Source organism: Halorubrum trapanicum, from assembly GCF_017873555.1.
Taxonomy (GTDB): Archaea; Halobacteriota; Halobacteria; order Halobacteriales; family Haloferacaceae; genus Halorubrum; species Halorubrum trapanicum.
The window spans coordinates 1-17,362 of record NZ_JAGGKE010000015.1 but is presented as its reverse complement, the minus strand read 5'-3'; the positions used below and the strand labels follow the sequence as shown (position 1 = coordinate 17,362).

Annotated in this window: 16 protein-coding genes and 1 pseudogene; 9 read left to right on the top strand and 8 right to left on the bottom strand. The window is 59.2% G+C overall.

The window, feature by feature from the left end:
* The first annotated feature begins 122 nt into the window (after positions 1-122).
* Positions 123-1,283 carry a hypothetical protein gene (locus tag J2744_RS13705; RefSeq protein ID WP_128904654.1) on the top strand — a complete coding sequence of 387 codons (1,161 nt, stop codon included), beginning with the start codon at positions 123-125 and terminating at the stop codon, positions 1,281-1,283.
* Between the two features lie 42 nt (positions 1,284-1,325).
* Here J2744_RS13705 and J2744_RS13700 read toward each other — a convergent pair whose 3' ends face one another.
* Both J2744_RS13700 and J2744_RS13695 read right to left on the bottom strand, forming a co-directional pair.
* On the bottom strand, positions 1,326-1,880 hold the full coding sequence (locus J2744_RS13700; protein WP_128904655.1) for a peroxiredoxin: 555 nt from the start codon (positions 1,878-1,880) through the stop codon (positions 1,326-1,328).
* 101 nt (positions 1,881-1,981) lie between these two features.
* Entirely contained in the window at positions 1,982-2,326 is a 345-nt protein-coding gene (locus tag J2744_RS13695; RefSeq protein WP_128904656.1) for a winged helix-turn-helix transcriptional regulator, read from the bottom strand.
* Positions 2,327-2,404: 78 nt separating this feature from the next.
* Here J2744_RS13695 and merA point away from each other — a divergent pair, with 78 nt between their 5' ends.
* Positions 2,405-3,859 carry a mercury(II) reductase gene (gene merA / locus J2744_RS13690; RefSeq protein ID WP_210113825.1) on the top strand — a complete coding sequence of 485 codons (1,455 nt, stop codon included), beginning with the start codon at positions 2,405-2,407 and terminating at the stop codon, positions 3,857-3,859.
* Between the two features lie 2 nt (positions 3,860-3,861).
* Here the strand turns inward: merA and J2744_RS13685 are convergent, their stop codons facing one another.
* Positions 3,862-4,416: an ArsR/SmtB family transcription factor gene (locus J2744_RS13685; protein ID WP_128904658.1), complete on the bottom strand. Its 555-nt coding sequence runs from the start codon at positions 4,414-4,416 to the stop codon at positions 3,862-3,864.
* Between the two features lie 131 nt (positions 4,417-4,547).
* Here J2744_RS13685 and J2744_RS13680 point away from each other — a divergent pair, with 131 nt between their 5' ends.
* The gene (locus J2744_RS13680) at positions 4,548-6,824 is read left to right on the top strand and encodes a heavy metal translocating P-type ATPase (protein WP_128904659.1); all 2,277 of its coding nucleotides are present in this window, start codon (positions 4,548-4,550) and stop codon (positions 6,822-6,824) included.
* On the opposite strand, the gene J2744_RS13675 is transcribed toward J2744_RS13680, so the two are convergent.
* Positions 6,821-7,027, bottom strand: coding sequence for a heavy-metal-associated domain-containing protein (locus J2744_RS13675; protein ID WP_128904660.1), 207 nt, complete (start codon positions 7,025-7,027; stop codon positions 6,821-6,823). The two genes, J2744_RS13680 and J2744_RS13675, sit on opposite strands and share 4 nt — an antisense overlap.
* A gap of 285 nt (positions 7,028-7,312) precedes the next feature.
* On the opposite strand from J2744_RS13675, the gene J2744_RS13670 reads away from it, so the two are divergent.
* From J2744_RS13670 to J2744_RS13660, 3 genes are all read left to right on the top strand, one after another.
* On the top strand, positions 7,313-8,314 hold the full coding sequence (locus J2744_RS13670; protein WP_128904729.1) for a DUF6610 family protein: 1,002 nt from the start codon (positions 7,313-7,315) through the stop codon (positions 8,312-8,314).
* 75 nt (positions 8,315-8,389) lie between these two features.
* Complete coding sequence (locus tag J2744_RS13665; protein WP_210113824.1) at positions 8,390-8,737, top strand: hypothetical protein; 348 nt, start codon at positions 8,390-8,392, stop codon at positions 8,735-8,737.
* Between the two features lie 112 nt (positions 8,738-8,849).
* Positions 8,850-9,779 carry an ArdC-like ssDNA-binding domain-containing protein gene (locus J2744_RS13660; RefSeq protein WP_128904662.1) on the top strand — a complete coding sequence of 310 codons (930 nt, stop codon included), beginning with the start codon at positions 8,850-8,852 and terminating at the stop codon, positions 9,777-9,779.
* A 124-nt stretch (positions 9,780-9,903) separates the two neighbouring features.
* On the opposite strand, the gene J2744_RS13655 is transcribed toward J2744_RS13660, so the two are convergent.
* Both J2744_RS13655 and J2744_RS13650 read right to left on the bottom strand, forming a co-directional pair.
* Positions 9,904-10,599: a nucleotidyltransferase domain-containing protein gene (locus J2744_RS13655; protein ID WP_092893729.1), complete on the bottom strand. Its 696-nt coding sequence runs from the start codon at positions 10,597-10,599 to the stop codon at positions 9,904-9,906.
* Entirely contained in the window at positions 10,596-11,267 is a 672-nt protein-coding gene (locus J2744_RS13650) for a helix-turn-helix domain-containing protein (protein WP_210113823.1), read from the bottom strand. Before J2744_RS13650 ends, J2744_RS13655 begins: the two co-directional genes overlap by 4 nt.
* A 228-nt stretch (positions 11,268-11,495) precedes the next feature.
* Between J2744_RS13650 and J2744_RS13645 the strand changes: the two genes are divergently transcribed.
* From J2744_RS13645 to J2744_RS13635, 3 genes and pseudogenes are all read left to right on the top strand, one after another.
* Positions 11,496-12,314, top strand: coding sequence for a hypothetical protein (locus tag J2744_RS13645; protein ID WP_103992931.1), 819 nt, complete (start codon positions 11,496-11,498; stop codon positions 12,312-12,314).
* Positions 12,315-12,486: 172 nt separating this feature from the next.
* Positions 12,487-12,810 carry a hypothetical protein gene (locus J2744_RS13640; RefSeq protein WP_004594473.1) on the top strand — a complete coding sequence of 108 codons (324 nt, stop codon included), beginning with the start codon at positions 12,487-12,489 and terminating at the stop codon, positions 12,808-12,810.
* 93 nt (positions 12,811-12,903) lie between these two features.
* Positions 12,904-13,501 (top strand): annotated as a pseudogene (locus tag J2744_RS13635) (hypothetical protein).
* 454 nt (positions 13,502-13,955) lie between these two features.
* On the opposite strand, the gene J2744_RS13630 reads toward J2744_RS13635, so the two are convergent.
* A complete protein-coding gene (locus J2744_RS13630) occupies positions 13,956-15,212 on the bottom strand; it encodes an orc1/cdc6 family replication initiation protein (protein ID WP_004594472.1) in 1,257 nt (418 codons plus the stop codon).
* Between the two features lie 638 nt (positions 15,213-15,850).
* On the bottom strand, positions 15,851-16,879 hold the full coding sequence (locus tag J2744_RS13625) for a Cdc6/Cdc18 family protein (protein WP_210113822.1): 1,029 nt from the start codon (positions 16,877-16,879) through the stop codon (positions 15,851-15,853).
* Positions 16,880-17,362: the final 483 nt, after the last annotated feature.

Below are 17,362 nucleotides of genomic sequence, written 5' to 3'. Positions count from 1 at the left end.
AGTACTGGATTCGTGGGCGGGGCGTTGGTTAAGAGTGGTTGTTTTTGCGCCCGTGAGAGGGGCGCAGGGCGCGTGATGAGAGCGCCGTCGCGAGCGACGAATTCGATTTCGAGGTGACTGCAATGAAAGACCCAGAATCCAGAACCGTGTTCGCTGGCGTCGACGGACGAACCGATACAGAACTACCCGACTGGTACCGCCGGAAGAAAACGGTCGACGAACCGAAGTCCTTCGCCGAGACGATTCGTGACCTCCCGCAGGCCGTCGAGACGACAGTCGCATACCGGAATCCCTACTCCGACGAGTGGGTCGAAACGGAGCGCTTCAACGCCCTGGTCGAGCCGACAAGAGCGCGCGACCACGCGACAGACGGCGAGCCCGACGCAGACCCACTATTTCACGTCCCCACGGACAGTTACGCGATCATCAACCCGGTGGATGTGTACAGGCCCTTGGAAGAGGTCCTTCGCGAGGAGACCATCGACGGGTCGCCGCTCGGGAACGTGATGTTCGGCGAGATCCGGCGCTACCGGGGCGGCGGCGAGGTCCATATGGACGTGATGTTCGACGGCCTCGAAGTCCGGCTGCCCGGGCGGTCAGACCCGATCACGATGGGCGTGACCTCCGGCTACGACTTCTTCGGTGAGCACGCCGTCTACGTCGAGGGATTCGCTCAGGACGGGTACTGCTCGAATTCGATGCGCTCGCTCACCGACAAGGAAGTCATCAAGCACGTCGGGGACGTTCGGGACTTCCGGACCTGGTGGGAGGAGATTCTCGCCCAGGTCGAACTCGTCGCCGACGACCTCTTCGAATTCATCCGAGATGCGCAGGAGATCGATCTCGAGTTCTCCGAGCTCCCGTTCACCGTCACCGAGTTTTACAGCCTGCTGGGATTCCCGGACTATCTCGCAGAGCGTGCTGCCGAGGATGCCGAGGCGAACGCTGCGTCGCCGTTCGAGATCGATATGTGGACGCTGCACTCCGGCGCGACGTACGCGCTCACTCACTTCTTCCAGGGCAAGGAGGGTGCGTCGCTGGACGGCTACGTCCGCACGGCCAACGACATCCTGTTCAACCCCGAGGGTACCATCGAGCGCGTCGAGCGAGCCTACGAGGAGCAGCTCGAGGCGGACGGCGACGACGGGTCGCAGGCGTCGCTCGCCGGCGAGCGTGCGCTCGCGAGCATCGAGCGCGTCAGCGATGATCTACAGGAGAAGGTCGACCAGTTCGAGGAGCGTGAAGATGCGCTGCGTGAGCGGTTCCAAGAGGCGATGGGCTGATTGTCGGAGCGGCGTTCACTGAAACTGTCCTCAAACAGCCGTTTACGTGAGCGGTTCCGGTTCCTCGTTATATTCGACGACTAATTCGACATCATCAGGACCGAATTCATCGCGTTCCGCTTCCAGCGTATCAAGAGCGTCTTTAACCGGGAAGAAATCCGGCTTCTCGAGTGCATCTTCTGTGGCCCAAGCGTATCGAATCGTTTGCTCCGAATCGATGAGGAACACGGCACGCTGTGGAACGCGCTCGTGGTTCTCCCATTCGTCATAACAGACATCATATGACTCGGCAACCCGCCCGGAACTATCACTAAGTAACGGGAAATTGATGCCGTATTCCTCGGCGAATGCTCGGTGGGCGTAGACGCTGTCCCCAGAAATTGCCCAGACATCGAGCGCCGGCGTCAGCTGAAACCACTCTGCATCGCGGATCGCACACAGTTCGTTTGTACAAACAGGACTGAAATCAAATGGGTAAAAAACTAGCAACGCAGCCCGATCATCCGCAGTTGTCTCATCCAAGCTGTACTCGGTTTGTTCTCCGTCACGGAGACCTGGAAGAGTGAATGACGGTGCAGACGCTCCCTCGTTTATCATGCGTCACAGTAGCACACGAAGAAAGGATAGTCTTGGGGCTAACACCCCCACCTGAATGGAGTAGCCTCAAATGTGGGATGAAATTCACTGGAATCCGTACGTCAGGAGTTCGCCGTCGCCCACTCAAGAAGGGGTTCTAATCTCGAACGAATCTCATCCCCTTCGTCAGTTAGCGCGTATTCGACGCGTGGCGGAATTTCGTTGTACTGCGTCCGTGAGACGATCCCTGCCTCCTCGAATTCGTCGAGGCGTTTCGAGATTGTCGACGTGCTCGCTGTAGGGAGGTGCGCCTCGATCTCCGCGAACCGCAGCGAATCGTGTGCGCCGATGATACTGACGAGTTGCATCGCGTATTTTCGGCTCAACGTGTCGATAACTCCTGTGAGCGGACAATAGCACGTCCCCTCAACATCGCACGTTGGCGCCGGTGAAGTAGTATCTGCCATAGCTTCGTGGCCTCCAACCTACTCTATAGCTTCGGACTCTGGAGTATAAGAACTTCCCGTCGTAAAGTTTCGGTATAGATGACTCACACATCCGACTATGATCTCGTGATTCTCGGCGGTGGCGCCGCAGCTTTCGCCGCGATCACTGAAGCGAGCCGACGGGACCTCTCGACGGCGATGGTGAACACCGGCTTGCCCATCGGCGGAACCTGCGTGAACGTCGGCTGTGTCCCGAGTAAGCATCTGCTTGCCGTCGCCGAGAGCGGCGCTGCAGCGTCGGAGAATCCCTTCGACGCCGTTCGAGACCCTGAGGAACCGACTGTCGACTGGGCCGACGCACTCGACGGGACCGACGACCTCGTCGAGGGATTCCGGCGGGAGAATTACGTCGATGTCGCCGAGCACTTCGAGACCGACATCTACGAGGGGTACGGCCAGCTGGTCGACGACACAACCATCGAGGTCGTCGACGGCGCCGACGAGGGCGCGCGCATTACTGGAGAGAAGGCGCTCGTCGCGACTGGCAGTTCACCGTGGGCGCCGCCCATCGACGGCCTCGAGGAGGTCGATTACTACACGAGCGAAACCATCCTCGAGGAGCGCGACCTCCCCGAGAGTATCCTAATGCTCGGTGGTGGGTACATCGCGCTGGAGTGGGGCCAGATCCTCCACCGTGTCGGCGTCGACGTGACGATTCTCCAGCGCTCCGAGCGCGTCCTCTCGGACATGGAAGGCCAACTTGGTCGCGAGATGCAGCGTGCATTCGATGAGGAAGGCATCGAGATACTCACCGATAACGACTTCCGGCGCGTCCGCAGGCCAGCAGCTGACGGCGGCGCCGAAGCGATCCAGTCGGGCGTCGCCGTCGAAACAACCGTCGACGGCACTGAGCGAACGGTCACCGGCGACGCGCTGTTCGTCGCGACCGGGGTCCAGCCCAACAGCGAGGAGATCAGTCTCGAAACGGTAGGGGTCGAAACGAACCCCGATGGAACGATTCGTGTCGACGAGTACTTCCAGACGACGAATCCCGACATCTACGCGGCGGGCGACGTGATCGGCGAGCCCGAACTGGAGACGGTCGCCGCCAAGGAGGGCAATCACGCCGTCAAGAATGCCTTCGGCAACGAGGGCGTCAGCATCGACTACGATGCAGTCCCCGCAGTCGTGTTCACCAGCCCCGAAGTCGCCGCCGTCGGGACGACCGAACTCGAGTATATGGACGAGCACGGCACCTGTTCGTGCCGGACCGTCCAGATGGCGGACGTGCCGCGGGCGAAAGCCGTGAAGAATACTGACGGCCTCGTCCAGGTCGTCAAACACCACGAGACCGACGAAATCGTCGGTGTCCACATGGTCGGGCCGCGTGCCGCCGACATGATTATGGAAGCCACGCTGGCTGTGAGGTTCGGACTGACCGTCGACGACATCATCGATACTGTCCACCCGTTCCCGACGTTCTCCGAGGCGTTCAAGCAGGCCTGTCAGGCGTTCCGTCGGGATACGTCCAAAATGAGCTGCTGTATCGAGTGAGGTCAGTCGTCGGTCGAGAACACGTCCTCGAGCGTGCCGCTCTCGCCCAGTTCGATGAGGGCACGGTTCAAAAGTTCGCGAACGATGAACTCCTCGTAGTGCTGGGTATCGCAGTATTCACAGGGTTTCATCTCGCGGGCGACCGCCTCGATCTCAGTACCGTGGTCCGCGTACAACGTCTCGATGAGGGATGTCAGCTCCTCGGATGCGGTGGACTGCGCCCCTGCAAGGGTTTCGTCGGCACCCTCCGGGAGCTCGTACGAGAAGACTCGCGTGTTCGACTTGTAGTACTTCCGCGTCCCCCCACCAGCTTCCTCGAGACGGGCGATCTCAACCATCCCCGCGTCCTTCAGGACATTCACGTGGTGGCGGACCGTTGTTTCCGCCTTCTCCTCGCCGCGACGATGCAGTTCGTCGTGAATCTCCTCGATCGTCAGTTCATCGGTCGCGAGCATATCGAGGATCTTCGCCCGGACGTCGTTCTCCAGCGCCTTCGCTTTTTCCGGGTCTGTCGTCACGACTTCGCGGATCGGCACATCAGATTCGAGGAGCGCCATTCTTGTGAGGAGATAGGCGAACAACGACAGTAAGAGTAACGCCACTCTCCCGACATCGGTATTAGGACTTTGATACCGCTATAATTATTGTCGTAATGATTTTCCGCGTCGCGCGATAACCACCACTCACGATGGGAACGACACACGAACAATTCAACGTCGGGGGAATGTCCTGCTCGTTCTGTGCCGAGAGCATCGAGAAGGCCTACGCCCGGACCGACGGCGTCGAGGACGTCGACGTGAGTCTCGCCCACGAGGAGGTACTCGTCCAGTACGACGATGACCGCCTGAGCGAGGTGGCGGTGAAGGACACACTCCGGGACCTCGGCTACACCATCCGAGATCCGGACAAGGCAAAACGATACGAGCAGCAGCAGGCCGAACTCACCGACGGGAAGCGGCGTCTCCTCATCGCTGGCGGCGCATCTCTCGTTGTCGCAGCCCTGATGGGGTGGATGATTCTCGTAATGGGACGCTTCGAGTCGGCATCGCTCGCGATGGACCTGGTGACGCTGGGGCTAGCGCTCGGGACGATGTTCGGTCCCGGGCGCTACATCAAACAGAAGGCGTTCCAGAGCCTTCGTCGGAGGATCTTCAACCAGCACGTCCTCCTAGAAGCGGGCGCCTTCGCCGGGCTCCTCGGGGGGTTACTCGGCCTGTTTGTCTTCCCGAGCTTCCCGACCGTCCACTTCTTCGCCGTCGCCGTGTTCATCACCACCTACCACATCCTCTCGGAGTACACCAGCCTCATCGTCCGCACGCGGGCTTCCCAAGCCGTCCAAGGCCTTCTCGACCTCCAGCCCGACACGGCACGCCGCGTCAGTGATGACGGTGACGTCGAGGAAGTCCCCCTCGACGACCTCAACGTCGGCGACTACGTCCGGGTCAAGCCTGGCGAGAACATCCCCGTCGATGGGATGGTCGTCGAGGGAGAGTCCACGGTCGACGAGTCGGTTGCCACCGGTGAGTCCATCCCCGAGGAGAAAACGGTCGGCGACACGGTGATCGGTGGCAGCGTCAACGAGACCGGGACGCTGCTTATCGAGGTGACTGCAACCGGGGAGGACGCGTTCCTGAATCAGGTGGCACGCGAGATCGAGGAGGCGCGGGCGATGAAACCCGGCATTATCCAGCTCGCCGACCGCGTCCTCAAGTACTTCGTCCCAGGCGTCTTGACGATTGCCGCGCTCTCGTTCCTCTTCTGGGTGGTCGCACCGCTCGCGTGGGGGGCAGACCCCAATGTCCAGCGAGGGGCGTTCGCAGCGCTGGCGGTCCTCGTCCTCGGCTATCCGTGTGCGCTTGGGATGGCAACACCGCTCGCCCTGATTCGGGGTGGCGGGAAGGCAGCGAACCGTGGCATCTTGATGCGCTCCGGCGACGCCTTCCAGATTTTCCCCGACGTCGACCACATCGTGCTGGACAAGACCGGCACGATCACCGTCGGCGAACCCGCCGTCAGTGCGGTCGTCGGGTTCAACGCCGACGAGGAAGACGTACTCGCGACGGCGGCCAGCGCGGAGGCCTTCTCCGAACACCCGCTCGCCGATGCGATCCTCGAGTTCGCTGACGAGCGAGATGTCGAGTACGCGGATCCCGACGTCTTTGACTCGGTGACCGGCAAGGGCGTCCGAGCGATCGTCGGCAGCGACGACGTGTTGGTCGGGAAACCCGGATGGCTCAGCGATGAGGGGATTGACCTTTCGAAGAGGAGCGACGATATTGAGCGACTTCAGGGCCGCGGCCTCACCGTTGCCGGAGTTGTTCGTCACGGTGACCTACTCGGCCTGATCGGCATCGGTGACGAAATCAAAGCAGACGCCGCCGAGACCATCCGGCGGATTCGCGACGCCGGCATTACGCCCGTGATGATCACCGGGGACAACGAGCGCACCGCGAACGCGGTCGCCGAGGAGGTCAGTATCGACCGCGTCATGGCCGACGTGTTGCCCGACGAGAAACGCGAGGAGATCGGTCGCCTGCAGGAAGCCGGCCACCGCGTGGCGATGGTCGGCGACGGCATCAACGACGCGCCGGCACTCACACAGGCGGACATCGGCATCGCCATCGGCGCCGGGACCGACATCGCCATCGAATCGGCGGACATCGTCCTGATGGGTGACCGGCTCGGCGGCGTGATGGACGCCTATGAGATCGGGAACGAGAGCTATCGAAAGACTCGCCAGAATCTCGTGACGGCCTTTGCGTTCAACGGCATCGGCGTCGCCGCCGCGACCACGGGGCTCGTTCACCCGGTGTTCGCGATGCTTGCGATGGTGTTGTCCGTCTCGGCCGTCCTCGCCAACAGCTTCGCTGGTCAGCTCCTCTCCGGTGAGGGTGTCAACACCGAATTCGCTCTCAAAGAACGCACCGACGGCGAGCGTGGAGACGGCCGAGTGACAGCCGATTAAGCCTTTACGTCATAGCCAGCCTGTTCGATTGCCGCGTTCACGTCGTCGTCTGAGACTCCATCCTTGAGGACGACGTCGACCGTGTCAGCGTCGTGGTCGGCCTCGACCCGATTTACACCATCGAGGTTTCGCAGGGCGGTCTCCACGTTCTGTTCGCACCCGTTGCACGACATCCCGATGACGGCGATCGTCTTTCGCTCCATACGGGCCTGTAAACACTCGCGGGGGATGACCATTACGGTAACTGTTGTATCGGTTTTATCTCTATTAGAGGCGGGGCGTCATCGTCCGGAGAGTTGTTTGTGTCGGCCCCAAAGGGGTGGAGGCTCTTCGAGAGGAGGGGACCACTGACGACGAAGAGTAAGTCCTGTCCTTAACCAACAATCCCCGCATAAGTTTCCCTGTTGTTGGTTAACAGACTGTACCTCGGTTTGTCAGGCCCCCAGAAGGGGCGCGGGGCGGCCAACAGCGGCCTCGTAACTCCAATCATGTCCCTCGAGCTGAGCTCCAGCGCCAGCACGGCGAGCGACATCGCTGCCGCCAGACAAGCCGACATCGTGGCGTTCCTCCATCGAGCGCCGTTCACTCTGGATGCCTATGAGCTCGGTTTCCTTCCCGGCTTTCGGGAGGACTGCGGGTATCAGGAGACCCAATATCAGAATCTCACCCTCCCCGTCGGGATGCTCGACAACGACTTCCAGAACCCCGATCTGGATCGATTCGTCGAGCGGTTCTTCGAGTACGAGCCACAGGTCGGTGTCATCGGCGACATCTACGAACCTACTGACGTTGACGCCCACATCGCTGCTGCTCGTGAGATTCAGGACAGCTTTCCCGATGCCGAGGTCATCATCGTCCCGAAATCCCAAGCGGTGATTGACACGATCCCAGATGATATCATCCTCGGCTATTCGCGAGGGTACGCCGATCGCCTGGCGCACGAGTTCTCCGACCCAACCGATTGGAGAGGGCGGCGCGTCCACATCCTCGGTGGGAGTCCGCCCAAGCAGCTCGACGCCATTCGACAGCTGACCAGGCCGACACTCACCGACGAGCCACCAGCCGACATCGTCGGCCTCGATTGGAACGGGCTGCATCGCGGCGCGCAGTTCGGGGAGTTCTGGACGGCTGACGGCTGGGATGATAGCGGTCGTGACGCCTCCCACGTCACAGTTCGGAAGACGGTGCGACACAGTCTCGCCCGCATCAAGGCCTTCTGGCAGTCCCACGGCGTCTGGCCTGACTCAGCGCCACATAGCGACATCCTCGAAATCGAGTACGAGGGGCCGTCACCAACCGACCTCGATAGTGCTGCGTGTACCGAATGTGAAGCGAACGTCTGGACGACTCGGCGCGGTCCCTTCATCGCGGAGTATGATACCGGCGTGCTCTGTGGCTACTGCAGCTACGAGTGCTACTTCTCGCATCGCCATCGGAACAACCTCGAGGAGATCGCCGGCGAGCAGAGCGTGTACATTCCACCGGCGTGACGCTACGAGTGGTTTTTCGCGCCCCGGAGGGGGCGAGGGCTCGATCCAAAAAGTCCTCCGAGAAGGTGATTTTCCGTGAGTCAACAACAGCGTCCGAACGATGTCTCGATCGACGATATTCCAGTCGACGTATCGAACACCCAATCAGGCGAGGTCGACCCCGCTGAGGTACCCGAGGAAATCCGATCGATCACTCGTGGACTCGCAAGCGAGCAACCGCCGACGAATCCGCTCGTCGTCCTGAAGGCCGCCCGCTGGTGGTATATACATGGCAAGGGCGGAACCGATCCCGCGTTCCAGTGGGCGATCGAGTGGGTTCGACACCTCGCGACGGACACGCCGAGCGATGTCGACCAGTTCGACGCGTTCCTCGAGTACCTCGTCACGGTCGGCTTCGCTGACGAGAAAGTAGCGCTCCGATAGCAGCCCCGATCTAAATCCCCCGAAGTCGCGCCGACGTTTATTGTGCGCCCCCGAGGGGTGCGGCGCGTCCTGACTTCTCGGAGACGTCGTCGTACTCGATGTGATGCAATCCATGATGACAGCCAGTGAGTCGGGAGTCTCGTTCGAGGAGACCGACACCCGACACGACGAGATGCACAGTACCATCGAAGACTGGATCGACGAGCTCGTCGCAGACGTCGACGAGGCAAAAGCCAGCCAACAGTTCCAGGAGTGGCTCGATGTCCAGTCCCGATTCCACGACTACTCCCATCGCAACACCCTCTTGATCAAGCTCCAGTGTCCCGAGGCAACCCGCGTAGCGGGCTACAATACGTGGCGATCGGAGTTCGACCGGCACGTCCAAGAAGGCGAACAGGCGATCTGGATCTGGGCACCCATTATTACGAAGCAGTGCCCCGAGTGCGAGAACTCACCGAGCTACCACGAGCAAAGCGACTGTGACTACGACGAGACACCGGCCGAGGAGTGGTCCAAAGGACTGGTTGGATTCAAACCAACTGCAGTCTTCGATGTGTCTCAAACCGAGGGCGAACCGCTCCCCGAGCTGGAAACCGAGGCCACTGGTAACGCCGACGACCTGGTGCCAGCGCTCCTTGATGCGGCAGCTACTCTCGATGTCGACGTCCGTGTCGTCGACGCTGCTGAGTGGGAGCATGACGACGCGAAAGGCGTCTGCAAACACCGGAATCTCGACGAGTGCCAACCCGTCGTCGAAGCGAAAGATAGAGCGAATCAGGCCGACCTCGCGGTGACGCTGATTCACGAGTACGCCCACGCACTGCTCCATTTCGATGTCAACGACGAACCCGAGCGCGCAAAACGCGAGGTCGAAGCCGAAGCCGTTGCGTACATCGTCGGGCGGTATTTCAACCTGGATACGAGCGGGTCAGCGTTCTATCTTGCCGCGTGGCAGGACGACGATGCGGAGAGCATTCAGGAGCGTCTCGGCCGGATCAGTTCCACCGCGCAAGAGATAATCGGGACGGTCGCCGAGGACTGAACACGCCTTCTCCAGCTGTTAACCAACGGCTTGGGGTACTATCCCACTCTGTTGGTTAATTCGTTCGGCGTCCGACCCTGCGCGTTTCGATCGATTCCAAGACAAACCCCACCGACAGTCGATGTTATCGTTCAGAATCGATTCGGCGCTGCTGGTCACGAAGGAACTCAACGACGGCATCGATATCCTGTTCGGGAACCGTTTGCTGTTCGAAGACTCCTTTGAATGCATCTGCGAAATCCTCCGACGTGAGGCGGTTGAGGACAGTCTCGATGCGACCAGCGAGCTTCTCGGACTCTCCGCGATGCAGATGGGTCGCGATCCGGTCGAAATCCGCGCCAGCAGCCAGCACCACCAGATCCCGAGAGTCTGCCTTGCGGCCACTGTGGAGTTTCACCGCGAACAGCAACTCCCGTTCCGGAATCCTGGCTGTTACCGGGCGCCCGGTTCGCAGTTCCTCGGTGACAGAGTGCTGGGCCAGATAGCGATACGACCATTCAGCTTCCGTCTGGCGACAGCCCAGCGCGTCCACCATCGCGTCGAACTGAACCGGATTCCCGATATCTTTCGTAAACCGGATAGTCCGGCCCTCGTAGAGTTCGTTTCGCTCGACATCGGCCGTTTTCTCGTAGCCGCGGTCGGTGAGAAGGTCCGTGTAGTCGTCGACCGCTTGGGCCGGAATGACGACGTCGACGTCCGTGGTGAAGCGTTGATTGAACGCCGCGATCGCCCACCCACCGACGAGCACGTACGGCAGGTCAGCGTCGATGACTGCCTCCAGCGTATCCAGTAGTTCGTCTTCGCGTTCACCGAGGCTCATGCATTGAGACGCGGATCCTCGTGGGACGCGTCGATATCGCGGTCGTACTCGTCGGCGATCATCTCCAACGCCGGCTCGTAGTTCACCCGGTACTCCAACATGTGCTCGATCGTCTCGTCCAACGGAATAACCGGATTGCCGTCGACCCACTCGCGAGTGATGCCCCCACTCGTCGGGAACAACACGTACGAGACGGTCGCGTCGGAGTCGGTCGCGTCCGGCCGCTCTTCGATCCGGCTCGGAATCCCGAACTCATCGAAGAACGCCGTCCACCGTTCGATATCACGGTCGGCAACCTGGATGAAGATCGGATAGTCGTCGTGGCCGCGGGCGATCTGATAACCGCCATGGGTCCAGACGTAGACGCCGTCGATTTTCGTGTACGCAAAGGGCATCCCGGCGAAGTGCGGAATGACGTAGCCGTCGTCGATCGAGGGGGGAACAGCGCGAGAGATGGCCGCGACGAGATCGTAGTAGCGATCCCTGACAGCGTAATTCTCGATGTAGACGCCGCCCTCACGCCGGATGAAGCCTGCGTCCTCCAACCGCTCGATCCAGTCGTAGACCCACGAGTAGGAGCCGTCGATCTTCTGGGCGATTCGACGAATCGAGTCGCCCGGCCGGGCCGCGACCATGATTTTCGCCGCGGTCACGTCGACGTACTCCATCATCGCTAGTTATCGGTATCGCATCTAACGGTATTAGTCTTGTCCCCCGTATTCCCTATGACGTTATCGCTATACAGATATACCATTCTTGGCTCCGGTAATCCGATCCGGCTCAGAATTTGAGCGGAGATGAATTAACCAACAGAGGATACGATGGATCGCTATTCGTTGGTTAAGTTTTTCAGCGCCCGCCGAAGGGCGGAGGCGCACTCCTGTCTCCACCGACCTATGACCGACCGATATCTAACGACCGTTCTCGACGAGGCAGAGCGAGTCGCAGAGCACCATGAGCAGGTCGCCCAATCTTCGGACCATCCGGAACACGAGTATCTCAGGTACGCCGTCCTTCGGCTGCTCGAAGGAGAGGCTGACGACACATCGGTGGAAGTACCGCAGGTTGACGGCGTGACTGTCGGCTACGGAGAGGACGACGCGATGTGCAACAGTTGGGACGACGACGTCGAGTGGTGGGAGACGGTTCCGCCGCAGGAGGAGTGTACTCGGTTCCGGGTGTTCTACCCCGACGAGTACGACGCTGTTCCGCGAGTCATCGTCGACGTGATGGCAGCACTCGGGGCGTGGCGTGTCTGGACTGGGAGCGCTGCCGCCTGTGGCTCCTACGACCATCGCGAGCGGCGGGAAGTCCACTATCTGTGGCCGGAGGGCCATCCAGTTGAGGCCCTGCTTGCGGATCGTCTCCAGGATCCCAAGGCTGCGGTTGCTCCAGACGGCGGCCGCACCGGCGACGTACGCGATCGGATGGTCGTCACGGAGCACTCAACCCAGCACGACGACCTCGAGCCGCGAACCAGACGTGCCGTCGACGAATCGATGGCCGTCTCGCTGCTCGAAAAGGGTGGCCGCTATGAGGTCCGATCGGCGTCCGGAAACTGGTATGAAGTCGACGTGATCAGCGAGTCGTGTACGTGTCCAGACTGGCGGAAGCGTACGCCCGAGGGCGGCTGTAAACACCTCCGGCGAGTCGATCAGGAGATCAAGCAGGGGCGGGTCCCACGACCTGATGGGCGTCTCCCCTCGAACTCGTAGGATCGCCCAGCGTTCGAGATCTCCCGAGGCTACTGTAACATCAGACGAAACTCCTTGATGGAGAGTTTCGAGTATTGATACAGCTGCTGGAGAACCGGTGAGAGCCGTTGGTAGCGGCTTAACCAACAAAACTATGCGGTTTGCGCCTTTGTTGGTTAACACAGATCGGCCCATGTCCTACGAGCCACCGACGCCCCCAGCGGACCTCCCCACCGACGTCATCGACACACTCAACGACTATTCACCCGAGCTGCTCCGAGACGTTGCCCACTATGCCGAGGACCTCGCCGAGCATCGCGAGCGCCAGGCCCGCCTTGCCGAAGCGGAGGAGGAAGACGAGATCGACGAGCGACCCGATGACCTCCCCGATGATGTCCCGACGAAGGCGACGATCACGATCAAGGAGATCAACGATAACCGCTACTACTACTGGCAGTGGCGGGAAGGAGATCGCGTCAAATCAAAGTACAAATCCCCAGTAAATCCGGACGAGTAGACGGACTAGTACCTCAGTCGGATGGCCAGTTGTTCGGGGAGACACCCCGTCTGCGAAGTGAAAGACGCAGGGTACGAGAGAAGTCCCGAGTTGATGAGTGAGGATCCGGTCACTGTCGACGAACTCGTCGAGAAAGCCGACGAGTATCTGCACGAAGCCTCACCCACACCGGAAGAATACGAAGCGCTGAAACAGAGTGTTGCGGAGCTCACGCCGATCTTCTCAGCTGAGAATTCGTACTTTGTCCTCGGCAGCTACGGGAAACCCGAAATCCGTCCTCTCCAGCTCGTAAAAGATCGCCTCAACCGACAGCCCGGTGCGTACGCGTTCCTGATGATCGACATTCGAAGCGAGTGGACGAATACCTACCTCAAGTTCCGGCTGCTCGCCGATCATACAGACGTCATCCTGGGCGTCACCGAACACGCCCAGGGCTGCTTCCTCGTCGAGCAGGGCTACTTCACAGCCCTTGAGGAGTACTTCGCGAAGACGCACGTGTTCAAACACGACGTACAATACGATAGATGTGGACGCGATCGACACAAACGTAGCCGTCGAGAGTCCCTACAGTGGAATGCAGACCGCGATCTTCGAGATGCTCAACGATGCTAGGCGTCTCTGCCGGTGGACGACTGAGGACGACCTCGTCGAGTGTACCGAGGCTCTCGTGAGTGATCAGGAATACCCGTAGACAGAGACGAATCGGTTACTCCCACCCCCGACGTTTCTGTCGTTTCTCCACGAAATCCTGTTCACCGATGGCCCAGACAACGAATGAACTCGAACAGGAAGACATCCCCCGTTTTCGAGTAGTAAGTGCGGGGTGAATCCGTGCAAGATTGGGTCTTCGAACCACGAACCCTTACGCGATAAGTAGCCCACTGAAGAGCGATTGCAAATGCTCGTAAATGAAATTTCGTTTAAATGCTGTCAGACACTCCACTATTGCCAGTAAAATCGGAGGACAAGACGCTATTTGATGAAATTGGCAACGGTGGTCCTGATAGTAACTAGTCGGATTGATTAGAACAAGGAAGTTACTGGCAACACCGGAGAGGGTACTGGAGAAACTGGCACTGACGGTTGCGCGGTTACTGGCAAAAGTGGAGAGGGTATTGGCAGTACTGGTGTTGGCGGTTGAGAAGTCACTCCAGAACCCGATGCCGCTTGGCAGTTTCACGAATGTCGTTGAGCTCACCTAGTTCGCTCTCGAGTGCGTCGAGGGCCGACGACAGAGAGACATCAAGCTCGTATTCGTTGTAGTTCCCGCGTCCACTCGACGAGTCGACCAACCGTAAGATCCCGTGGAGGCTCAAATCCGACAGGTGGTCGTGTACTCGCCTGCGTTTCAGTGGTTCACTGCCGTGATTACGAAGAACCTCTCGATAGCGCTCATAGATCAGTTTCGTCCGTTCGGGTGTTTCTCCCTCTGCCGCTAGCTGACAGACAGTCAGCAATACATATTGCCCCTGCCGGGTCAACGAATGCATCCCTTCGACAACCTGTTGTCGTTGGATCTGATGCTCGGCCTCCCGAACGTGGTCTTCGGTGATTTTCGCCTCTCCACCCGCCATCGCGTCGTTCTCGGCGATATCAGCTGCTTTCCGGAGTAACCGTAATGCCTGCCGAGCAGATCCCGAGTCCTGTGCAGAGAATGCTGCGCACAATGGGATTACATCTGATTCGAGGACATCGTCGTAGAGCGCGATATCGGCTCGGTGCTTGAGAATATTCTGCAGTTCAGTCGCGTCGTACGGAGGGAACAAGATTTCCTCTTCGCAGAGAGTGTCCTTGACTTTCGGAGAGAGGTTTTCTCGGAACTTGAAGTCGTTCGAGATGCCGACCACACCGATTTTCACATCGAGATCCAATTGCGAGCGTGCTCGTGGAAGCTCGTACAGAATATCGTCATCCGAGCCGATGTTATCGATCTCGTCCAGAACCACGAGAATAGTCCCACCGATCGACTCAAGGTCGTTGTAGAGTTCGTTGAAGATGCGTTTTTGTTGATACCCGGTTTCGCTCATCGGTTCGCGCGAAGACGAGACTGTGGTGAGAGGGTGAGAAGGAGAGCGAATCTCGTTCACGAGATTGACCGCTACCTGATAGGATGTGGTGCAGCCAGTACAGTTGAGTTCAATAACGTTGAGATCGACGTCGTCGTACTCTCCGGCGGATTCTTGCAGCTCCTCAAGAAGATCGTGCGTAGCAGCTGTCTTCCCGACGCCGGTAACGCCATAGAGAAAGACGTTGTTCGGTTGCCAGCCCTGAATGACGGGACGGAGAGCGGCCGCATATTCGTCGAGTTCTTCGTCCCGCTCCTCGAGTGTCTCTGGCTGGTAATCATCCCGGAGGACGTCTTTGTCTTGGATGATGAACGATTCTCGATTGAATCGGCCCATAGGCGGACTCAAGACGAAGAACCATCATAAAACCATGGGTTCCAGTATCACCACTAACCCACCACTCGAACCAATTATGCCAGTGTCGCATCCACTTATAAAACACACACACTCCACTATTGCCAGTAAACCTTTGCAACAACTGGAGGGGGGTCAACGACCCCCTCTCTAATTAGCGATACTCTTAATACATTGTACGTTAAACCATACCCGCACTAACGAAAACTCCACTAGTTGTAGTAGGTTTAGATAACAGTAACTAGACTAGAGACGTGACAGTTTCTGCCCTCCCGTCCATTCTCCCCTCGTTACTGGCAATGGTGGAGTGAGAGAGGTACTTAAACGACGGTATTATTGGCAATACTGGCAACTCTGGTCGCCCTCTCCCTGCTACCATCGTTGCCTGGCCGATATTCCAGTCGAAATCTACCCTTCCCGACACCAGTCGATGATGACCGTGGACCTCTTTCGGTTAACCAACAAATCGTATGTATTAACCGTCTGTTGGTTAACTGCTCATGGCTTATGCTCGATTCGCAGTCGGCACTCAGTACTAGTATCCCGTGATTTCGGCGTTTCGCGATTCCGCAAGGGTTCGCTTGATTGCCGCTCGATCTCACCCAATCGGAGACAGGATATTACTGCATCGGCGACGCAGCTTCCGAACCGACGAGTGAGTACTCCCGGTCCCGGCTCGTGCCTTCCGCATCGACGAGGTTGTACTGGACCATCTTGGAGAGATACGTCCGCACTGTCCGTTTTGTCCGAGGATCGTCGACCTTCTCGGTATAGTGGTCGTGAATCTCGCTCGGCCCGAGTGGCTCGTGATCGCGAACAATGTTGTAAACGACGCGCTGGTGTGGCGTGAGTGAATCGATGCTCTTCTGCTTAATCTGGGCCCGGGCATCCTCGGCGGCGTCCAGGAGGATGTCGTTGGTGATCCGCTCCTGGTTCTCGCGGTCAGCCTTGCCGGCGGCTGTTCGAAGGATGCCGATAGCGAGGCGGGCATCGCCGGCGGCCGCGTCGGCGATCCGGTAGAGCTGGTCGTCGGTGATGACGTCCTCATCGAGGCCCCACTTCGCCCGCGCACTCAGAATGTCGTACAGCTGCTCGTCGTGGTACTTGTCCATCCGGACGTGTTCGCTGGAGCGCAGGCGGCTCACAAGGCGGTCGTCGACGCGGCTGAACAGCTCCTCTTCCTTGTTCGCGATGCAGATGATCGCGAACTGCGGGAGGCTGTGGAGGTCGTAGATGACGCTGGGGTCCTCCAGTTGGTCGACCTCGTCGAGGATGACGACGGTTCGCGGGCCGTCATGCTGCTGGAGGCGATCGACGAGTTCGTTGTGGGGCGTCGACTGCCGGTGGATGTCGATGGTCGCGCCGAGATCGTCGAGGATCTGGTAGAGCGTACGAAATCGGGTGTAGTTGCGCCAGCAATTGACGTAGGTGGCCTTGACGTCGAGGACCTCTTCCCGGAGTCGTTCGGTAACGAACTTCGAGATGCAGGTCTTGCCGGCGCCGCTGGGTCCAGTGACGATGGCCGTGTCGGCGGGTTCCCCGTTCGTGATGGGCTCAAGAACGCTGGAGAGGTGGTTGACTTCGGCGTCGCGATGCTCAACTTCCCGAGGGACGAACCCGGCGCGGAGAACGCGAGCATCGCGAATCATCTTTGCTTGATAGACTGGTTTTCTGGCTAGTACTAAAAACGTGATCGGGTTGCTTCCGGAAAGAACCCAATTAACCCCATCTCAATCCCTTTCGCCCTCGATGTGATGCGGTTCGTTATGCGGAAACCGACCGTTTCCGGAAACCCTTGAGGTCGAACATAACGTGGTGTTTCTCCGGGAATCCTCCGGCAATCCCCGCTCTTCGGCGCTTCAAAAAACGGGATGTCATAGTCTCTGCTGTTGTACGTGCCAAGTATCCGGGCGCCGGAGTCGCACTTATCAGCCATCTCCGGCAATCGAACCAATACGAACAAATCATAGTAATGACCAGGAGGACGACGGCGCACGACGCGACGACTGGTTAAGGGATAGAACAAAGTATCCCGTACATCCGTCTTTAGTTAAGCCTCACACCTCGGTTGTGTAGCGGTAGCGAGCGTCTCTTGTAAGATTGGTCGTTGCTGGTGGATCTTTTGAGCGTCT